The sequence below is a fragment of the Winogradskyella sp. genome (assembly GCF_013213835.1).
Taxonomy (GTDB): Bacteria; Bacteroidota; Bacteroidia; order Flavobacteriales; family Flavobacteriaceae; genus Winogradskyella.
Window position 1 is genome coordinate 20363 of sequence record NZ_JABSSU010000010.1, and the last position, 20826, is coordinate 41188.

Sequence of the window (20826 nt, forward strand, 5' to 3'; positions counted from 1 at the left end):
ATACTAAGGAGTTTCAATAGCAGGTATACCATTAAACCCTGCATAAGAAATTAAGTGTGCTTCATTGTTAAGTTTAAGTTGTTCTAATGTTTCTTTCCACACTGATCCTGGTGTTGTAAATCCTGGAAGAAACAAAATGGGTTCACCATTGCCAATGACTTCTACTTTGATTTCTTTGGTTTGTGCCCACGTAATACTTAAACCGAGTATTAAAAATGCTAAGAGCAATCGAGTTTTCATTCTTTTTTAATTTTATGTTTACCCTTTGATACATTTTTTAGGAAGTTGTTTCACTTGACTAATATTATTTTTCAACTGATAGTTTAACTGTTCAGTCATAAAGTCTATAACCGAGCGATGTGTTGTTGTGACTTTTGACAGGAGCTTTAATTATATATGATGGTGACAAAATATAATAAAGACAGACTTTTTTAAGTTAATCCTTCTCATGTGTATGGATCAATTATCTGAGACCTATTCTGTAAGTTTAGTAACATTTAATTTATACATTTTACCAATAGGAATTTTATGATTACTAATAACAATTCTATTTCCTTCAATAAGTTCTATTTTATCTATAGAAACCATAAATGATTTATGCACTCTTATAAATTGGTCTTCAGGGAGTTGTTGTTTAAGAGAAATTAAAGTCTGATGTGAAATTATGATTTTGTCAACTAAATATAGTTTTACATAATTGCCATAGGCTTCTACAAACAAAATGTCGTTCAGTTTGATGTGGTGGTATTTTTTATCTTCTTTTACAAAAATTTTTGATTCAGTTGAGCTTTCAAGTGCTTCTTTCGACTTAATTTTGGTAGTGCTCGATACTTCAATTTTATTAACAGCTTTTACGAAACGAGTGAAACTAAAAGGTTTTAATAAGTAATCCTCAATGTTCAATTCATATCCTTCTAGTGCGTAATCTTTATATGCACTTGTAATTATTACCTTAGGTTGCTTGGTCAGTGATTTTAAGAAATCTAAGCCAGAAAGTTTTGGCATGTTTATGTCTAGAAAAATTAGATCCACGGAATTCTTACTCAAATATGTAATGGCTTCAAATGCATTATAGCAGCTTTTTTGGTATGATAGAAATGATAAATTGGTTGCGTAATCTTTAATGACGTCGTGAGAGGCTGTTTCGTCGTCTACAATTATATATTTAATCATTTGTTATAGATTTCTAAGGTTGCTGTATATACATTGTTTTCAATCGTTTCTCTCAATTGATAAGAGTTTGGATAAAGCAAGTTTAAACGTTCTTTTAGGTTGATTAATCCTATACCATTATTATTAGTCACGTCTTCAACTTCATAATTGTTTTTAATTGTAAAGCATATACTTTGATTGTCTTGCTTAATATCAATAAATACAAATGCATTTTCAGTTGCTTTTTCTACACCATGTTTAAACGCGTTTTCTACTAAATTAATAAATAATAGTGGAGCTATGGTTCTATTTAAATCCTGAATGTTTTTCTCAAAGTTAATATCAATGTCTTTGTGATATCTAGCCGTTTGCAAGTCAATGAAATTAATTAAATAGTCTATTTCTTCAGAAAGTTTTATATGCTCTTTACTACTGTCATATATAGTGAAACGCATTAAATCAGAAAGTTTTAATACATAGTCTTGCGCCGCATCAGCATCTTTCTTAATTAATGAATACAGGTTGTTTAAAGTATTGAAGAAGAAATGTGGGTTAATCTGGTTTTTTAGAAGTATCAATTCTGCCTCCAGCTTATCACTTTTTAATTTTTGAATACTTTTTCTGTATTGAAAAATCCAGTAGAACACTAAATAAAAGATTTCTATAGCTAAAATAACTCTTACTATTTCTTTTAAAAATTCGTCTGAATCTCTCGTCAATTCGACACTGTATAAAAGCAACGGAATACTAACACCAAAGAAGATGTATTTTAAGGTTGTACTAGATGTTCCAAATCTGATTTTTTCCTTTTGAAAAAGGTAATATAGTATTGAGTAAAAGATGATGCCTCCTAAGGACAAAGAAAGAAAGGTGAAAATTTCATTTTCGACATTCCTGAAAATGATCATTAAAAGGATAATGATTCCAGATGAGATTGCTGATAATCTAAATAGTTTTTTTTGTGTCATGATTTCTAGTTTTTATTATTCTTAAACAAAACTATGTAGTGAAATCACGCTAACATTTTTTATTACACCAACATCACTTATTAAGATGTAAACGCATTGAAACTGGTGATAAAGGTACTTGGCATATTGATACAAGATATGTGTCATTTGTATGAGCTATTTCATCAAAGAGTTTAGAAAAGGAAAACAATCAGTTTTACGTTTGCCTCGAATTTAAAACTTTTAAAAATGAAAATACTAATTAAAATTATTATTATCGCATTTGTATCAATCATGTCAAATGCTCAGACCACTACAAAAAATGAATTATTAAATACATTAGATGAAGAAACTGCAAGTGCTTTAAAAAGGCATAATGTTCCCGGTATGGCTATTGCTATTATTAAAGAAGGCAAAACAATTATAAAAAAAGGATATGGATTTGCTGATAAAAAAGAAGGATTAAAAGTAAATGCAAAAACTGGCTTTAATATTGGCTCTATTTCAAAAATGTTTACGGCTTGGGGAATTATGAAATTAGTTGAGCAAGGAAGGGTGAAGTTAGATGAACCATTTACTAGTTATGTTAAATCATGGAATTTACCTAAAAGCGATTACAATCCTAATGAAATTACAATAAGACATTTATTGCAGCACACAGCAGGTTTATCTGTGCATGGCTATAATGGTTATGAATCAAAAGAAAAACTAACGTCAACAAAGGAATCATTGTCGGGACAAACAAATTTAGATGAAGCAGTAGAATTAATTATAGAGCCGAATTCTAAATGGCAATATTCGGGTGGTGGATATACGATCTTACAATTGGTAATTGAAGAAATTACAGATCAAACATTTGCTAACTTTATGAAGAAAACTATTTTTCAACCATTAAAAATGAAACATACCAGTTTCAATATTAATAAGCGTGTTTTAAAGACGTCAGCAAAAGCATATGATGAGACTGGTAGTGAAATTCCAATACGCTTATTTAATGCACAGGCAGCAGCAGGATTGCATACTACATTAGAGGATTTGATTTTATTTGCAAACGCTTCATTTTCTGATAATGCAGTATTATCTCAAGAAAGTATCTTATCGTTAAGAACTCCAACAGAATTGTCTAATGGTGATTACGGCATGGGTTATATGGTTATGAATCGTTTTGGTGATTTTACATTGTCTGGACATGGCGGTTCTAATGAAGGTTGGCAAGCAGGTTTTATGTTAGATTTTGATTCTAAATCAGGGTTCATTGTACTTACTAACGGATCTTCTGGTAGAAATGTCTTATTTAAAAGTATGAGGACTTGGGCACAATGGCATTCAGAAAATTTATAATTACAAATTTATTTAGGTATAAGAAATGCTCTATTTAGAGCATTTCTTTTTGTGATGGACGCATTAGTTAAGGGATAATATTCATTAAATGGTTTATGAATTTTTAATCATCGTAGAACTTTATTTTATCCATTTTTATGTGTTAACTATCACTAAGTCATGCACTTAATTCAGGTTGAGATGAATACTTTTAAAAAGAATAAAAAAAGATCAATTCAGCCTGTAACAATTCTCTGCCAATTGCATCTTATGTAAACAATTAAATCAACAATAATCAATAATAAAAAATGAAAAAAATCAATCAAAAAATCACAGTATTACTTGCATGTCTTGCTCTATTAATGTTTTCAAATTGTAGTTCAGATGATTCTGAATTTTCAGGTAAGGAAAGAATCCCAGTTTTTGCAGAAGATGATATGTCCCTAATTCACGGTGATTCGGAAAAATCATGGAGAATTACTGAAGTTATTAATGAATTTTATGATCCAAACTATCACTTAGAAATTGATATTGACTGTTTAGAAGATGATATTTATACCTTTAATAATGAAGACCTGTCTTTTGCTGTTACATTAGGTGAAAGTAAATGTTTTGGACAAAATAATGATGGTGTTTTTATCGCAGATGAAGAGATTTTTGATGGTGAATTGGTTTATATGGACGCAAGTCAAGGAGAAACAATTTATATGAGATTCTCAAGAGGATTTGTTAATAGTCAAGGTTCAGCTCAAGGGATATCAATACGGTATTATACACTTGCTGAATTATCGGAGAATAGAATGGTTTTTCATAGAGAAGGTGCGGAGTTTTTAGGTGAATATAGAGAGGCTTTAGTGTTTGAAGCAATTTAGATGACTATAATAAAAACTAAAAATGCTTATGTACTTATTAGGCGCTGTGCTTTCCGGTTTTCCGCTCATTTGGGGATAGTATGGTATAACTGTGCATCATGATATGTTAAAACTACATACCCAATAATAATTTATTTTTAAAAATTTTGTTAACAGAAAACCAAACCCTTATTGATAGAGGGTTTGGTTTTGTTTCGAAATGGAAGCTTAATATCTCTTTACATATCGCCTTTAATATATTTTGCTTAACTTGTTTATAAGATTGAAATAGCTTGGCCTTTTTTTAATAAAGTTTTTTATTTACTTACCTTTAAATGACAGGAAAATAGCATTTTGATTAATTTTAACAATTTAGCTTTGATCATAACTATGACACCTGTTACGAAAGCGTGCTAATGGTCTGTGTATATCTCATATCCCGAAGAATTTGCACTATGCACCTTATTTTCGTTTTTTCCTAGGACGTACTCTAGTGATCTTCTATCTCACATTTCTTAACTCAAGTCAATGATATTAGATTGGTTAATGGACAATTTTGCTGACATAAAGAAGTAAATATTATGAAAGCAATTGAATGTTTAAAATACGGAGGTCCAGAAAACTTAGTTTTAGCTGAAGTTGAAAAGCCATCACCAAAAGACAATGAAGTACTTATTAAGATTTGTGCTACCAGTGTTACGACAAGTGATGTACTTATTCGAAGAATGAACGAAAAACCTATTCCAAAGTTTATCCTTCAATGTATTTTTGGTTTTGGAAAACCAAGAAAACCTATTTTAGGAATGGTATCTTCTGGTGTGATAGAAAATAAGGGGAAAAATGTGTCTTCTTTTAATATTGGCGATGAAGTTTTTGCTTACGGTTCTGTGTCATCAACAAAACGACATTTTGGTTCATATGCAGAATATATATGCTTGCCTGAAGATTGGCACATTGCCCTTAAGCCAAAAAATATTAGTCACAATGAAGCAGTAGCTATTCCATATGGTGGCTTATTAGCGTCACACTTATTGGGTAAAACTGCAATAAAAAAAGGAGATAAAGTTTTAATCTACGGCGCTTCTGGGAGTATTGGTACTATGGCAATACAATTGGCAAAGAATGCGGGAGCTGTTGTAACGAGCGTTTGTAGTGAAAAGAATTTTGAGTTAGTGAAGTCATTGGGGAGTGATTTTGTTATTGATTATACCAAAGAAGGCGCAGAACTAAAATTAGAGACCTACAATTATGTTTTAGATGCTGTTGGTAACTCTAAGTCGTCAACTCTTAAAGAGAAAAGTAAGAAAGCCCTTTTGCCAAAAGGTAAATATATTTCGATTGATCACGGAATTCCATTAACTCCCAAAGACGCTTTTATGAATTTAAAATCTTTGGCTGAACAAGAAAGGATTAGATCTGTAATAGATAGGATTTATCCTTTAGAAAAATTGTCTGAAGCTCATGCTTATGTAGAGAATGGACATAAAAGAGGAAATGTTGTAATTACTGTCTGACCATTAATGAGAGGATGAAGCAATGCGCTTTCTAATACGACTTAAAGATTCTGGCTTTACACCGATATAACTCGCTATATGATATTGGGCAACTCTTTGCACTAGTTCCGGTCTTGTTTTTAATAGCTTTAGATAGCGTTCTTTAGGTGAGTCTGTATAATAGGAAGCTAAGGCCTCTTTTTGTTCTGCAAAAGCCATTTCCATAATCACTCGAGAAATTGTTTCGAACTTAGGGAAGTTTTTGAAAAGTTGTTGGGCTTTTTCTTCGTTGCCAACAACAACAATTGTATCTTCAAGGCAAATCCAATTGTGGTTTGCAGAATTTTTATAAGATGAATTATTTAGAGAGATTGCCCACTGATTCTCAGAAAAGAAATTCGTAGTCTTTTCTTCACCATCAGATAAAATGTATTCTCGTATACATCCTTCAAGAACAAAATAAGTGTTTACCGAAATCTGTCCTTCTTTTAATAAGTACTCTCCTTTTTTTAACACTTGAGTTTGCATGCTAGTCATAAGCGCTTCAGATTCCGCAGTCGAAAGAGGCGATATTTTGGAAAAGTAATTAATGATTTTTTCGTGCATCAATGTTTTTTAATAATTGCATATTATGGCTAGATAGGTAAGGTGAGTGAGTTTTTTAATTCACAAATATAAAGAATAAAAGCCTTTAGACGTGATTCGCTTTACCTGATGTTAGTTGTAGAGTCAACAGTCTGAGTTTTAGTTACGGTTTCTTTAATAAATGATATTCTATTACTACAAACGTCTATATAGGTCTTCATTTATATTTTTTATGATAAATAGGGGATTTTGCTAAATCTGTATTTTATTGAGGTATTCGTTTTTACGCTGCATAAAACATCTATTGCGTTCGTAATGCTCTTAAACAAAGTATTATAAAGCACAATTATGTGAGTTTTAAAAATTTAATTTTCGATTCTTTGAATTAAAGTATCCGAATATATTGATGCTAAGTTGAAAGGATTTTACTTAACATTTTAATTTTAATAAAGTATTATCTTTGATAATAAATTATTGTTTAACTGCAACAGTAAACTGCATACGATTTGCATACGAAAGTGCATACGATTTTAGAAAATAAATAGCTGGAAACCCTAATAAATAGGTTGGGGCAAGTCTAATATTCGAGCTCATAATACGAAGGTCACTGGTTCGAGTCCAGTTCCCGCTACAACAAGCCAAGTACGAAAGTATTTGACTTTTTTTGTACATGAAATTTCTCAAACAAATTGGGGGATATTTTTATGTTAAAAAAGGACAAGTTCCATTAAAACTTTGGTTATTGTTCTAGTTTCTTAGTTTGATCCAATCCGCACAGCGAGTTGCTCTAGTTATAACTATAAACTAAAATAAAGAGGCATTTTTATACAAGGTGAGCTAAATTAAATTAACCAAAGAGTTTTTAATCATTTATAACCCAGCACTCAGACTTTTCAGATATAACTTTAAAATATTATTTGTTAGCGGCTATTTTTGGTGAAAAAAATGTATCTTTTAACTTTTGTAATTAATCATCTATGAGTAAAAAAAAGCCTCTTAACAAAGAAGATTCTCTAAATATAATTGCTATCGGGGCATCTGCTGGAGGTTTAGAAGCATTACAGAGTTTCCTATCTAACTTACCTCAATTGCCAAATAGTGCTATAATCATTGCGCAACATCTTAGTCCCACTCATAAAAGTTTGTTGGTAGAACTGCTTAGTAAGTATACCAGTATGAAGGTGGATGAAGCAAATCATGGTACAACCATTGCTAAAAGAACTATCTACATTACAGCACCTGACAAAGAAATTCAACTCATTAATGGGAAGATTTCATTAAAGAAGCCAACGGCATTAATTGGACCCAAACCAAGTGTTGACATACTTTTTCAGTCAATGGTTAATTTAAAAAAGGAATTGGTAGTAGCTGTAATACTTTCAGGCACTGGTAGCGATGGAGCCAAAGGTTTAGCAAGTCTCAATGGTAAAAATATCTTAAAAATTGCGCAGGCTCCTAAAAGCAGTAAGTATGACGGAATGCCTAATGCTGCAATTCAATTAGGAGATGTAGATTTAATTCTTACTCCTGAAGACATGGGTGATGAAATATCACTTTTTCTTAATAAACAAGAATCATCCAATCGAATTGCCCAAGTTAACGAATTAAAAGAAAAGACACACTTCGAAAGGGTTTTGTTTTTAGTTGGAAACCATACAGGTATTGATTTCACCAATTACAAAAAAGCAACATTAGAAAGGAGATTAGACAAGCGCATGCAAATGCTTAAAATTGAAGACATAGATGATTATGTAAATATTTTAAAAGGGAACACACAAGAGATCGATATCTTGTTTAACATGATGTTAATTGGCGTAACTCACTTCTTTCGAGATAGCAAATCGTTCTCTGCATTAAACGAATCTCTTGTGAAAATACTTTCTAAAAAGCCAAAGAATGAAGCCATTCGTATATGGGTACCTGGATGTTCTACAGGAGAAGAGGCATATTCAATCGCAATATTAGTTAATGAGATTTTAGAAAAAACTAATCCAAAATATCAACTTCAAATATTTGCAACAGATGTAGATGCAAAAGCGATTTCTTTTGCTCGCAAAGGAATATACTCTGCGAAAAATGTAGAAGGAATGCCAGATGAGATACGTGACAAATATTTTAGTCGAAAGGGGAATTTCTTTGAGCTTAATAAAGAAATACGAAGTAGGATTCTTTTTTCTGTTCACGATCTCATTAAAAACCCGCCTTTTTTAAGATTAGATCTCATTTCATGTCGTAACCTGCTTATTTATTTTAATGCTAAACTGCAACAACAGGTACTTCCTATTTTTCATTATGCATTGCGAAATGATGCGATTCTTTTCCTCGGTAGATCAGAAACTATAGGCCAATTTACCAATCTTTTCGGAACCATTGACCAAAAAAATAAAATCTTTATACGCAAGACTAGCAAAAGACTAAATGTACCTAAGTTTTCATCATTTATTCCGATGAAAAACAGGACAGAACCAAATCTTATCAATACACCATATGTGAAAAAAGATAATAATGTTAGTGATCGGATTAAAAATACGATTTATAGCTCATTTGAGCATCCTTACGTCATTATTAATAATGAATTTGATATACAAGAGGTATATGGGGATGTGCGATTATTTTTAACTCTTAATGAAGGAAGTATTCAGGTAAACCTTATAAAAATGGTAAACCCTGAGATACAAATTGAGCTTAGAGGATTGTTGATTAAAGTTTTGAAGGATAACCATGCACAACGGAGTGAAATTAAAAAGTTTGACCTGTACGGCAATGAGTACTATGTCAGAATAATAGCCAAACCTCTAATTTCCGTTGAAAATTCACAAGATCTTTTCATTGTAATTTTTGAAAAGCTCGACATAGAGGAGTATATTTCAAGAGGCTCGACAGACAATGATCAGCAAATTATTGATCATAGAATACAAGAGCTTGAAATTGAGCTTTCTACAACTAAGCAGCATCTTCAAACCTATATTGAAGAGATGGAAACCAGTAATGAAGAGTTGCAATCATTGAACGAAGAGTTGCAAAGTACAAATGAAGAGTTGCAAAGTACCAACGAAGAACTCGAAACGACCAATGAGGAGCTTCAAAGTACCAACGAAGAAATCCAAATCGCATATTCAGAGTTAAAGGATATTCATGATGAGCTTGCGCAAAAGGATAGCAGGCTTAAGGATAGCGAAGCAAACTCTAGGGCACTTCTCAATAATAATCTTCAAGCCTTCCTACTTATTGATAATACCTATCAAATTCTTGATTTTAATAAAAAGGCTGAGCAACTTTATGCAAATATTAGTGGCATTGTACTTGAAAGGAATAAGTCAATCATAGATTATTTGCCTACCAGTATAGTAAATTATTACTTGGATGCTTTTAAGAATTTGTTTGATCAGAGATCTGTGTCTTTAAGTTTTGAACTAGAAGTTCCAACCAAGAAAACCGATCAAATATGGTTATTAAATAATTTCACACCAATTAAAGAAGCTAATGGTTCAGCTAAAAGGATTTCCGTGAGTCAACTTGATATAAGTGAAATTAAAAAAGCGGAAATTGAAAGGAACGCGGCAAATATAAAACTTCAGGGCTTGCTAAGTACTCAGACTTTCTATGTTCTTAGAACTGATCTTGAAGGGCTACATACATACTGGAATGAAATCTTTGAAAGAGATTACGGTTGGGTGTATCCAAATGGTATTGCTAATACCTCTGGGCTCGATTCTATTTGTCCTCACCATCACGAGAAGACTCAAATAACAGTTGTGAAATGTCTAGAAAACCCAAATACTCCTGTTCAAGTTGAATTAGATAAACCCGGCAAGAATGGGGAGATACGAACTACCCTTTGGGATTTTGTTTGTTTAACAGACGATCAAGGTAACCCAACAGAGATTCAATGCTCTGGTATCGAAATTACTCGTTTAAAACAGCTAAGACTAAATGAAAAGCGCTTAAAAAATGCTCAAAAACTTGCAAAAACTGGGAGTTGGGGATATGACTTAAAAAATAAAACCTTCAGTTACTCTGAGGAACTCTTAAATATTCTTGGGATGGATTCTTCAAGAAACAACTATACCTATGAAGATTTTAATAATTTATTTACAAAAGATGTAAAGAAAAAGTTAAAGAAAAATAGGGAAGAATGTATTTTGCAGGAAAACAATAAAAATACACTTTTCAAATTTACTGATAAAGATAATAATGAAATCACTCTTGAAGAGTGGTGTCAAATAGAAAAAGATGAGAATGGAGAAGTAATTTTATTATCGGGTACCATCCAAGACATCACTGATAAACTCGAAACCCAGGAAAAATTATTAAATTCTGACAGAATATTTGATTATTCTCAAGATATGCTTTGTATTGCAGGACATGATGGTTATTTCAAAGTCCTAAATCCTGTTTGGAGCAAAACTCTTGGATGGAGTATAGATGAACTGAAAGCTAAGCCTTACATGGAATTTGTTCATCCTGAAGACAAAATTGAAACTTCTGCTGAAGCGGAAAATTTGCAAGATGGACTCCATGTTTACGATTTTGAGAACAGATATCTTTGTAAAGATGGAAGCTACAAATGGCTTTCATGGAAGTGTTTTTCATACTTAGCAGAACAAAAGATTTATGCTGTAGCAAGTGATATTACTGATATCAAAAAGGATATTAAGCTAAAAGAAGAAATGATAGAGGTTCAAAAGGAACAGAATGAGCGACTTTTAAATTTTGCTCACATTGTTTCGCATAATTTACGCTCGCATACTTCAAATATGCTCGGTATTTTTGATGTTCTTGAAATGGAGGAATCGCAAATCCTAGAGAATGAATATATAGGCATGTTTCAAACTTCAGTACATAACCTGAATGAAACTTTAACACATTTAAATGAAATCTTGGATATTTCTCGCGAAATAGACACTAAATATGAGTCGGTAAATATAGAGGAGATTATAGACAATTGTATGGGGTCCTTATCACAACTTGCTATCGACTCCCAAGTTGAGATTAGCAAACATATCAAAACGACCAACACAATAGTAAGCACAGTGCCAGCATACATTGAGAGTATTATTTTTAATATGATTACTAATGCAATTAAATTCAAAGCTACGGATCGTGAGTCATTCTTAAAGATTTATTGTTTAGAACAAGAAAACCATATGTGCCTCCGGTTCGAAGATAACGGTTTAGGCATCGATCTAGATATGCACGGAAGCAGACTGTTTGGTCTTTATAAAACCTTTCACAACAACAAGGATTCAAAGGGATTGGGACTATTTATTACGAAAAATCAAGTTGAGTCTATGAAAGGAAGTATATCCGTTAAGAGTACACCTGATGTTGGAACTACCTTTAGCATATTACTACCAATAAATACTGGTAAGAATTAGGCTAAAATATACTTAATTTGAATGCGCTTTATCACAGAAAACTTTAGATAGAGCTATTGGTAAATTAAAATAATTAAAGAATATACCTTAAATAAGAGATGCTACCTTAATTACTAGAGCAAAGAAGATCGAATCAGTAAAATAGTTTTGAATACTAATTAAACTTAACTCACTAAAATTTATACTTCTTCAAGTACAGATTGTCCTATAGATTTATCTCCTGAGGTCCATTGCCAATGTTCTATGAGTCTAATTTTTCCATTGTTAAGCAACTGTGGGGTAGATGTACAAACCCCTGTCATAATTTCGTTGTTATGAGTTATCTGATGATAGTGCATATCAATTGTGCCTGCTTCATCCACAAGTCCTATGAGTTGACCTAATTTTATTTTACCACCAAAGTATTGGCACGTCAATATATTACCAGTTTGGTGATAGTGAAAAACCATGTCCATAGAAACATCGCCATTATCTGAATTTAAGACGGCTCTAAACTTTTTGTTATTGTAGTTGAACTTCATATAAACTATAGGCTACTTTTTTTGATTGTATCTATAACTGCAATTGCAGCTTTTTCACCTGACAACATTGCTGCATTTAGAGAACCATTTAGGAGTTGATCACCTGCTATAAATATGGTAGAACTTACTTTGGTCTTTGGAGAATCATATCTTAAATCACTTATATCAGGCAGTGCTTTTTTAATCTTATAACGCTTTAAGAATTTCACCTCTTTAATATTACAGAACACAGATAAATCAGAACTTACTTTTGTTATTAATTCATCTTCAGATAGCTTATGATTTTTAACAACTGTAACTGATAACAATTCCTGATTCGCTTCATTCTTATTTGCAATTGAGGTATGGTAGAAAATGTTATTAATTAATGATTCTTGGTCTGAAATAAGACCAATTAATGGTTGGCTATAACTTTTAGAAGACGTTTCAAAATATAACGTATCGCAAGATTTCCACTTCAAATTAATGGTGTTCGAGCCTTTAATTAAAGTACTGGCTTCAGTAGCTATAATAGTAGCATTACTATTAAGTTTTGTTCCATCCTCTAGAATAATTTCACCCTCTAAAACTTCTTTAACTTTGGTGTTAAATTGAAAGGTAGTTCGTTTTAAATTATTTTGTAGCTGTTTAGAAATAGCTTGTATTCCTTCTTTTGGAATAACCGCTAAACCTTCACCAAACATTTTATAAACAAACTCAAACATTCGACTAGAGGTGATGAGTTCTGTTTCTAAAAAAATACCTGTAAAAAAGGGTTTAAAGAAATTAGTAATAATATTATCAGAAAAGCCAAGATCTTTCAAGTATGCTAATGTTGCAACCTCTTCGGACTTGAAAATCTCATCAATAGACTTGTTTTTTAAATACTGGTTTAACTTAAAAATCTTCAATTTATCTGACAAAGAACCAACAGATGATAAGAGCGTAGGAAAAAGAAAGGAAATATGTCGTATCGGATCTCCAATAACTTGATCTTTACCGTTTCTGTAGATTTTTGCACCAGGTTGTAGTTGTTGCAAGTCTAATTTTGAATAATCTAAATACTTTTGGGCTGCAGGATACGCTCCAAGTAATACTTGAAATCCATGATCTAAGACGTATCCGTTATAAATATCAGATTTTACACGACCACCTACACGATCTGTTGTTTCAATAATATGAGGATGAAATCCGTGATTTTCTAAAACTTGTGCAGCAATCAAACCACTAACACCAGCACCAATAATATGTATGTTATAATCTGTCTTTTTCATAAAGACAAAGATAAAGTATCCGAGTCTTCGTATAAAATCCAAAAATTAAATTATCAAGAAATAATTTATACAGAGACATATGAATTAGCTGGCTAACATCTTTTTATTTTTCCCCTTGGATTCTAAAATATGCTGTAAATCAGAACGGTTAATTGGCTTTTCTAGATAACGTAATGAATCTGAGTTGTTACTTGCATTAACAATATCCTCTGTTATTTTACCAGTAAGTACTACCACATCAACATTAAGGTCTTGTTTTTTGATTTGGTTAATTAATTCATTTCCACTCATTACTGGCATATTAAGATCAGTAAAAACCAAATCGATTTTAGAATTTGTTTTTAATATATCTAGACCTTCTTTACCATTCATTGCAAAATGAACTTTAACATCAAATACTTGCAATACATGTTTCATGAGCATTTGTATCATTAAATCATCTTCACAAATAAGTAATTCTCTATAACCGTCAGTATGATCTTCTTTGGCACCAAATGGTGTTGTTTGTCGTTCTTCTTGTTCGACTCTAATTATTGGTATTGATACCGTGAACGTACTACCATTACCAAGCTCACTATCCACTTTTATACTTCCATTATGGGCTTCTACCATTTTAGAAGCAATTGTTAATCCCAATCCAGTACTTTTTTCGCCTGCAGTAGCTTTAATTGAAGTTGTCTGGAATGGTTGAAAAAGTTTTTTAATGTCACTTTTTGGTATGCCTTGACCTTCATCAATGACCTTAATAGTTAGATTGTCATCATTAGAACTTGCGAATACAGTGATTTTTGATTTTGGAGCGGAATATTTTATTGCATTACCAATTAAATTGTTTAATACTTGAGTAAGTTTTGGGTAATCAAGCATCATACTAGGTATATCATTAGATACATCTGCTGTAATTTCAATCTTTTTCTTATGAGCAAATATTCTATTAACGCTCACAGCTTCCTTAACTAAACTTATTGCACTTGCAGCCTGCTTATTTAAAGTAAATGTACCAGATTCAATTTTAGAGATATCTAATAGTTCATTCACCATATTTATCATAAAATTTGATGATGAATGAATAACTTCAATATGTTGGTAAAACTCTGGCGTTAGCATTTCCTTCGCTTCTTCTAGTAAAATACTGCTGAAATACTGCATTACACCTAATGGATTTCTGAGGTCATGAGCTGCCATACCAAGGTACTTATTCTTTTGCACATTAACTTGTTGCAGTTTTTGTTTTTGCAATTCTAACTGCTGCTTTTGTTTATGTAAAGTTATAAAGACCTCAGTTTTTGCTTGAACAATATTTGCATCTAAAGGTTTAAATAGGTAATCAACCGCTCCTTCGTTGTAGCCTTTGTAGACGTACTTTTCTTCTTTGCTTATTGCTGTAACAAAAATTATAGGAATATTTTTGTTTTTTGGATTTGATCTTAAAATTTCTACCATTTCAAAACCATCCATTCCTGGCATTTGCACATCAGTTAAAATGAGTGCAAATTCATGTTTTATGGCCAATTTTAATGCTTCATTTCCAGAACTAGCTGAGATAATTTCTCGGTCATTTCCTTCTAAAATAGCTTCAAGAGAAAATAGATTTTCTGGTTTATCATCGACCAGTAGTATTTTTACTTTTTCTGTTGTAGGTTTCATAGGTTATTAATTAGAGGCTTCTGTAAGGGTTTTCAATATGTCATTTGAGGGAACTATTTTGGTTATTTCTGGATTAATTTTTAGAGTTCTTAGGGGCATGATGTCTACATCGGCATCGTTTGGATCCTGCACTATAACAGTCCCATTATGTTTTATTACTTCTTTTGCTCCTTTGGCACCGTCTTCATTAGCGCCAGAAAGAACAACAGCAATTAAGTTTTCCTTAAACACTTTTGCAAAAGAGATAAAGCTTACATCAATAGAAGGCCGACTATATAATACTTTTTCACTTAAATCGAGTTCTAGATGGTGATCTGTGCCAACCAGTAAATGATAATCTGTTGGAGCTAGGTAAACATTTCCATTTTCTAAATGATCGTAATGTTCAACTTCTATCACTGGTCTTTTTGATCTAGATGCGAGTAAATCGAGTAAAACATTTTGGTCGTTTTTTCCGCGATGTACTACAATAACAAAAGGAGGCTCAAAATCTGTAGGACATTTTTCAACCAGTTGCAAAACAGCAGATAAGCTGCCTGCAGAACCACCTATTATGATTATTTTGTTAATCACTTATTATTGCTTTCTTTCGATATATTTTATATTGTTTGTCCACCAGTTCTAGCTGTTCTTTATTTTTATAAAAGCTTATAGTCTCCTTGTCTCCAAGTACCAAATAGCCATAAGGTGCAAGACTATCAATTAATAGAGATAGTACTTTGTTTTGAAGATCTCTATCAAAATAAATAAGTACGTTTCTGCACATAATAAGTTGAAACTCGTTGAAGCTTGGATTCTTTACTAAGTTATGGCTAGAGAATACCATTTTCTTCTTTAACTCTGAGTTCATCTTTGCTAATTGATATTTTGCAGTATAATAGTCTGATAAGCTAAACTGACCGCCAGATGAGAGGTAGTTTGCTGAATATTTTCTCATCTCTGAAATACTGTAGATACCACTTTCAGCAGTTTTAAGAACTTCAGTATTTATATCAGTACCATATTGAAGTGTTTTTTTTAATAGACCGTGTTCCTTTAAAAGTATGGCTAATGAATACATCTCTTGACCAGAAGAGCAACCTGCATGCCAGACCTTAAACTCTGGGAATGACTCCAAATAAGGAAAGACTACTTTGGTTATTTTATAAAAAACCTTCGGGTCTCTAAACATGTCTGTAACATTAACGGTAATCTCATTGAGAAGTGTTTCTCTCGATAATTCCCCATTTGTGATGGCATATTGAAACTCATATATGCTAGAAAACCCCCATTTTTCTATAAGACGAAGCATACGTCTTTTTAATGATTCTGGGGCATAGCCTGAGAAGTCGAAATCAAAAATGTGTTTTGAAATCGAAATCATTTGTTCAAGGTCGGTATCTGAGAGGCTTGTTATTGTCATATTAAACAGTTTCTCTATATAACCATACTCTCAGTAAGGATAATAGTTTGTCTACATCTAAAGGTTTACTCATATAGTCTGATAAGCCTGCCTCTAGAGTTTTTTCTCTATCGCCTTTCATTGCCTTGGCTGTTAATGCAATAATAGGAAGATCCTCATATCCCATTTCTCTGATCTTCTTTGTGGCTTCATAACCATCCATTTCAGGCATCATAATATCCATTAAGACAGCTTCTACATCTTTATGATCTTGCATTGCCTCAATAGCCTCGAATCCATTAGTTGCTACAACAGTTTCTATACCTTGATCTTCTAATATGGTTTGCAATGCATAAATATTACGCATATCATCGTCTACCATAAGTACTTTTCTGCCTTCTAAACTATCGGCGTCACTTAGTTGTTGACTGCTCAGTTGAGGTCTGTTTGCATTAATTTTTATATCATCTTGTGATTTATCAATCTGATGCATGAATAATTCTGTTTCTTCTAAAAGACGTGAGTAAGACTCTTTGCTTTTTAAAACAACAGAGGTTTCCTTGTGTTTTTGAATTTGACTTATCTCCTTCTTTGAAAGATCTCTTGCAGTAAATACAATAACAGGTATTTCTGATTGATTATCTCTTATTTTGTTCAGAAGACTAATTCCATCAACATCAGGCAATCCTATATCTAGAATAATCAAATCTGTCTTATTCTTTTTCAAGAATTCTAAAGCCTCTTTTCCACTAAAGGCTGAGGTGGAATTTAAATTTTTCTTCTTTATAATGTCTTGGATGGTGAGGTTTTGCACTTTGTCATCTTCAATAACTAATACATGCTTGGAGTCCTTAGAAGTATTTAACTTCATATTATCAAATACATTATCTAAGGTTTCGGCAGATATAGGTTTCACCAAATAATCAACAGCGCCTAAGTCTAATCCTAATTGACTTTTATCCATACCAGACATCACATGCACAGGAATATTTTTATACGGACTATTTTTTAGCATTTTAAGAACATCCCATCCATTTAAGCTAGGTAGTTTCATATCTAGGATGATAGATTTTGGTTGGTATGCTTCTACGTATTTAAGTGCTAATTCACCATCATTTACTACAATACCTGCAAACCCTTTTCTCCTTGCAAAGTCAAGTAATGTTTTCGCAATCTGTATATCATCTTCAACAATTAATACCGATTTTTCAGCATCTGAAATTATGTTTCTATCATCTGCTATAATTGGCTCATAAGTTTGACCTAAGCCTCCAAAAGTTGAATGCTCTTCAACTTGTTCTTCAGAGTCATTGAGTAATCCTTTAATTATATCATCGGCATTAGTTTTTTCCTCACTAGATTTTTCCTGTTTTTGATTTTCAAAAGGAAGATAAATTGTAAACGTAGCTCCTTTACCTAGATCGCTTTCAAGATGAATTTCACCACCTAACATTTCAATTAATTCTTTTGAAATAGAAAGGCCTAAACCTGTACCTCCATATTTCCTCTGTGTAGAACCATCGGCTTGTTTGAACGCCTGAAATACAGTATTGTGTTTATCTTCAGGAATACCAATGCCACTATCTTTCACTGAAATTTCGAGTACAGTCTCATTTTTAAGTAGTTGTTTCTGGTAAAAACGAGGACTTGAAAGTGTTTGTTTAAAACTTAAGTCTATTGTGCCATTCTCAGGTGTGAACTTAAATGCGTTACTCAATAGATTTCTTAAAACTTGATCTAATCTTAATTTATCAGTAGAAATATGTTCAGGTAAGCTATCATCGTAGTGTAGTACGAAATCTATTTTATTATCATCTGCAATCGCCTTAAACGACATTTCAATATCATTAGCAAGTTTATTAATCTGATGTTGTTCTATTTCAAATTCAATTTTACCAGATTCTACCTTAGCTAAGTCTAGAACTTCATTGATAAGGGTTAGTAAGTCAGATCCTGACTTTTGAATTACATTCGCAAATTCAATTTGCTTTTCGGTTAAGTTTTCATCCTTATTGTCAATAAGTAATTTAGAAAGTATAAGTATGCTATTTAAAGGTGTGCGCAATTCATGCGACATATTGGCTAAAAACTCAGACTTGTATTTACTACTGTTTTCTAATTCTTTAGCTTTAATTCCTAATGCTTCACGAGCTTGCTTTAATGCAGCATTTTGTTCTTGAACAGATTGGTTTTTTTCTTCGAGTAAAGATGCTTTTTCTTCTAATTCTGCATTTACTTGAGCCAATTCTTCTTGCTGCACTCTCAGTTCTTCTTCGGAAGCCTGTAAAGCCTGTGTTTGTTCGGTCAATTCTTCATTTTGAACACGTAATTCTTGTTCTTGTTCTTGTAATTTTTCGTTTGCGCTATTTAAAGCAACTTGTTGACGTTTACTTTCTGTAATATCAGTTACTATTTTTAGAATTTTGTAAGCATTTCCTTTTAAGTCTAAAATAGGGTTGTAATTACCCTTTATCCAGACAGATTCTCCTTTTTTAGTAAATCGTTCAAACTCTGCGGTCCTAAACTCACCATCTCTAAATGATTCCCAAAATGCCTTATATTCCTCACTTTTAGCATAAGTTTTATCGACAAATATTGAGTGGTGTTTACCAACAATTTCATCTAATGTATAACCCATTAGATTTAAGAATATATCGTTTGCTCTTTGAATATTCCCTTCCAAATCAAACTCAATAACCGCATTAGAACGATTTATAGCCTCCATTTGGTTGTTAATTTCTACAGATAATTGTGCTGCTTTGCGCTGCTGCTCTACAGATTCAGTAATATCTGTAGCAATCTTCATAATTCGATAAGGTTTGCCATCAGAACCAATAAGTGGATTATAACTACCATGTATAAATATTTCGTTGCCTGTTTTTGAATACCTTGTAAATTCGTCTGTTTTGAAAGCTCCTTTTGCTAATTCTTTCCAGAACTTTAGGTAATCTTTACTTTTTGCATACTCAGGATGTACAAAAATTGCATGATGTTTTCCTTGAATTTCTTGTAAGCTATATCCCATTAAATCTAGGAACAGTTGATTAGCCGTTAAAATATTCCCCTCTAGATCAAATTCAATTGCTGCATTAGATCTATTGATAGCCTCAATTCTATTTTCAACTTCAATTGAAAGTTGTTCTGTTTTGGCTCTATCAATAACTGCATGTATTGAAATTCCAAGTCCTTTTTCAATTTCTTCTAAATATCTTACCTCTAATGGAGAAAGAGAAGATGTAAATCCCATTTCTACGATTGCTACAACCGCTTTATTGTGTAAAATTGGGAATACAACAATTTGTTCTGGTGGAGTTGTTCCAACACCTGATTGTATGCTAATATATTCTTTAGGTACATTGGTAATTCGTATTGCTTTCTTTTCTAACGCTACTTGTCCAACAATGCCTTCACCTAAATTAAATTTAGTTTTAACTGATTTTCTATCATTAAAAGCATAGGAGGCTTTGAGTACCATGACATCATCATCGTCATCAACATTTGAAAAGAGACTCTCATTAATATAAAATGCCCCAATGCCTGCATTTAGTTGAGCACTAAGAATTGATATAATTTTTTCACTAATAATTTGAATATTATCAAGTCCATTAGTTTGATCAAATAATTCGGCTAAATGACTTTTTAACCAGTTTCTGTCATATACTTCCTTATTTAATTTATCAAGTCTATTTACTTTTATTTGAGCATTAAGCCACAGAATAAAGAATGTCACTGTGATAACTAGAGATATAATTGCAGGAATAATTCCGATTGAATTGAATAACCAAGTTGAAAGTAAGGAAGCGATTATAGCAAATGATGCTCCTGCTGCACTGTATAGTAGAAGTCTTTTAGTTTTAGCTTCTGACCTTTTTAAATCTTCATCTTTTTGAAATGAACTATTCATGATAGTAGGTGTTTATTTTTTTTGGAAAAAAATTTTAGAATTTTCATTAAATAAAGGTGTCGAAGAAGTATAATTAAGAGACTTTATTTTCACCGTTTTAATCTAATCCTTCTTCCAAGATAGATACTTTTACAACTACAAAAAAAGATTTAATAATCTTAACACGTTTTAACCAGATTATTTTAACATAGGATAATTTTTTAAGGCAATTTTTAGCCATTTTTGGTTAAAAAAATAGATTAAGTGTAATATTTTACCGTTTAAAAGCGTAATTTTTTAGGTTTTAGGGTGGTCTTAGTTGTGTTCTAAACGGCATTGTTTTTTAAACTTTGAATGCAGATTGTAGACTTAATTTGCTATCAAGTTTTTAATCAATTTCTAAAGTATATTTCGG

At 32.0% G+C, this 20826-nt stretch carries 14 protein-coding genes; 4 read left to right on the forward strand and 10 right to left on the reverse strand.

Annotated elements, in window-relative coordinates:
• Positions 1 to 3: 3 nt before the first annotated feature.
• The 3 genes from HRU50_RS13970 to HRU50_RS13980 form a co-directional block, all read right to left on the reverse strand.
• Positions 4 to 240, reverse strand: coding sequence for a hypothetical protein (locus HRU50_RS13970; RefSeq protein WP_296351721.1), 237 nt, complete (start codon positions 238 to 240; stop codon positions 4 to 6).
• A gap of 234 nt (positions 241 to 474) precedes the next feature.
• Positions 475 to 1173: a LytTR family DNA-binding domain-containing protein gene (locus tag HRU50_RS13975; RefSeq protein ID WP_296351722.1), complete on the reverse strand. Its 699-nt coding sequence runs from the start codon at positions 1171 to 1173 to the stop codon at positions 475 to 477.
• Entirely contained in the window at positions 1170 to 2120 is a 951-nt protein-coding gene (locus HRU50_RS13980; RefSeq protein WP_296351723.1) for a histidine kinase, read from the reverse strand. Before HRU50_RS13980 ends, HRU50_RS13975 begins: the two co-directional genes overlap by 4 nt.
• 228 nt (positions 2121 to 2348) lie before the next feature.
• On the opposite strand from HRU50_RS13980, the gene HRU50_RS13985 reads away from it, so the two are divergent.
• The 3 genes from HRU50_RS13985 (at position 2349) to HRU50_RS13995 (ending at position 5784) form a co-directional block, all read left to right on the forward strand.
• Positions 2349 to 3440, forward strand: a complete 1092-nt coding sequence (locus tag HRU50_RS13985; protein ID WP_296351724.1) for a serine hydrolase — start codon at positions 2349 to 2351, stop codon at positions 3438 to 3440.
• Between the two features lie 287 nt (positions 3441 to 3727).
• A complete protein-coding gene (locus tag HRU50_RS13990) occupies positions 3728 to 4291 on the forward strand; it encodes a hypothetical protein (RefSeq protein WP_296351725.1) in 564 nt (187 codons plus the stop codon).
• Positions 4292 to 4851: 560 nt separating this feature from the next.
• Complete coding sequence (locus tag HRU50_RS13995) at positions 4852 to 5784, forward strand: NAD(P)-dependent alcohol dehydrogenase (RefSeq protein ID WP_296351726.1); 933 nt, start codon at positions 4852 to 4854, stop codon at positions 5782 to 5784.
• 3 nt (positions 5785 to 5787) lie between these two features.
• Here the strand turns inward: HRU50_RS13995 and HRU50_RS14000 are convergent, their stop codons facing one another.
• Positions 5788 to 6369: a Crp/Fnr family transcriptional regulator gene (locus HRU50_RS14000; RefSeq protein ID WP_296351727.1), complete on the reverse strand. Its 582-nt coding sequence runs from the start codon at positions 6367 to 6369 to the stop codon at positions 5788 to 5790.
• Between the two features lie 956 nt (positions 6370 to 7325).
• On the opposite strand from HRU50_RS14000, the gene HRU50_RS14005 reads away from it, so the two are divergent.
• Entirely contained in the window at positions 7326 to 11726 is a 4401-nt protein-coding gene (locus HRU50_RS14005; RefSeq protein WP_296351728.1) for a CheR family methyltransferase, read from the forward strand.
• Between the two features lie 179 nt (positions 11727 to 11905).
• On the opposite strand, the gene HRU50_RS14010 is transcribed toward HRU50_RS14005, so the two are convergent.
• The 6 genes from HRU50_RS14010 to HRU50_RS14035 form a co-directional block, all read right to left on the reverse strand.
• Positions 11906 to 12247 (reverse strand): n-acetylglutamate synthase, encoded by a 342-nt coding sequence (locus tag HRU50_RS14010; RefSeq protein WP_296351729.1) that lies wholly within the window; start codon positions 12245 to 12247, stop codon positions 11906 to 11908.
• Positions 12248 to 12252: 5 nt separating this feature from the next.
• Positions 12253 to 13500, reverse strand: coding sequence for an FAD-dependent oxidoreductase (locus tag HRU50_RS14015; protein ID WP_296351730.1), 1248 nt, complete (start codon positions 13498 to 13500; stop codon positions 12253 to 12255).
• Between the two features lie 84 nt (positions 13501 to 13584).
• Positions 13585 to 15147, reverse strand: a complete 1563-nt coding sequence (locus HRU50_RS14020) for a response regulator (RefSeq protein ID WP_296351731.1) — start codon at positions 15145 to 15147, stop codon at positions 13585 to 13587.
• A 6-nt stretch (positions 15148 to 15153) separates the two neighbouring features.
• Positions 15154 to 15720: a chemotaxis protein CheB gene (locus HRU50_RS14025; RefSeq protein WP_296351732.1), complete on the reverse strand. Its 567-nt coding sequence runs from the start codon at positions 15718 to 15720 to the stop codon at positions 15154 to 15156.
• Complete coding sequence (locus HRU50_RS14030) at positions 15713 to 16549, reverse strand: protein-glutamate O-methyltransferase CheR (RefSeq protein WP_296351733.1); 837 nt, start codon at positions 16547 to 16549, stop codon at positions 15713 to 15715. Before HRU50_RS14030 ends, HRU50_RS14025 begins: the two co-directional genes overlap by 8 nt.
• 1 nt (position 16550) lies before the next feature.
• Positions 16551 to 20432 carry a response regulator gene (locus HRU50_RS14035; RefSeq protein ID WP_296351734.1) on the reverse strand — a complete coding sequence of 1294 codons (3882 nt, stop codon included), beginning with the start codon at positions 20430 to 20432 and terminating at the stop codon, positions 16551 to 16553.
• Between the last annotated feature and the right edge of the window lie 394 nt (positions 20433 to 20826).

What these genes read in the sequence shown, in the direction of transcription:
- HRU50_RS14000 (WP_296351727.1), bottom strand. Translation starts at nt 6,369, where the DNA reads ATGCACGAAAAAATCATTAATTACTTTTCCAAAATATCGCCTCTTTCG.
- HRU50_RS14030 (WP_296351733.1), bottom strand. Translation starts at nt 16,549, where the DNA reads ATGACAATAACAAGCCTCTCAGATACCGACCTTGAACAAATGATTTCG.
- HRU50_RS13970 (WP_296351721.1), bottom strand. Translation starts at nt 240, where the DNA reads ATGAAAACTCGATTGCTCTTAGCATTTTTAATACTCGGTTTAAGTATT.
- HRU50_RS13985 (WP_296351724.1), top strand. Translation starts at nt 2,349, where the DNA reads ATGAAAATACTAATTAAAATTATTATTATCGCATTTGTATCAATCATG.
- HRU50_RS14035 (WP_296351734.1), bottom strand. Translation starts at nt 20,432, where the DNA reads ATGAATAGTTCATTTCAAAAAGATGAAGATTTAAAAAGGTCAGAAGCT.
- HRU50_RS13995 (WP_296351726.1), top strand. Translation starts at nt 4,852, where the DNA reads ATGAAAGCAATTGAATGTTTAAAATACGGAGGTCCAGAAAACTTAGTT.
- HRU50_RS14010 (WP_296351729.1), bottom strand. Translation starts at nt 12,247, where the DNA reads ATGAAGTTCAACTACAATAACAAAAAGTTTAGAGCCGTCTTAAATTCA.
- HRU50_RS13990 (WP_296351725.1), top strand. Translation starts at nt 3,728, where the DNA reads ATGAAAAAAATCAATCAAAAAATCACAGTATTACTTGCATGTCTTGCT.
- HRU50_RS13980 (WP_296351723.1), bottom strand. Translation starts at nt 2,120, where the DNA reads ATGACACAAAAAAAACTATTTAGATTATCAGCAATCTCATCTGGAATC.
- HRU50_RS14020 (WP_296351731.1), bottom strand. Translation starts at nt 15,147, where the DNA reads ATGAAACCTACAACAGAAAAAGTAAAAATACTACTGGTCGATGATAAA.
- HRU50_RS14005 (WP_296351728.1), top strand. Translation starts at nt 7,326, where the DNA reads ATGAGTAAAAAAAAGCCTCTTAACAAAGAAGATTCTCTAAATATAATT.
- HRU50_RS13975 (WP_296351722.1), bottom strand. Translation starts at nt 1,173, where the DNA reads ATGATTAAATATATAATTGTAGACGACGAAACAGCCTCTCACGACGTC.
- HRU50_RS14015 (WP_296351730.1), bottom strand. Translation starts at nt 13,500, where the DNA reads ATGAAAAAGACAGATTATAACATACATATTATTGGTGCTGGTGTTAGT.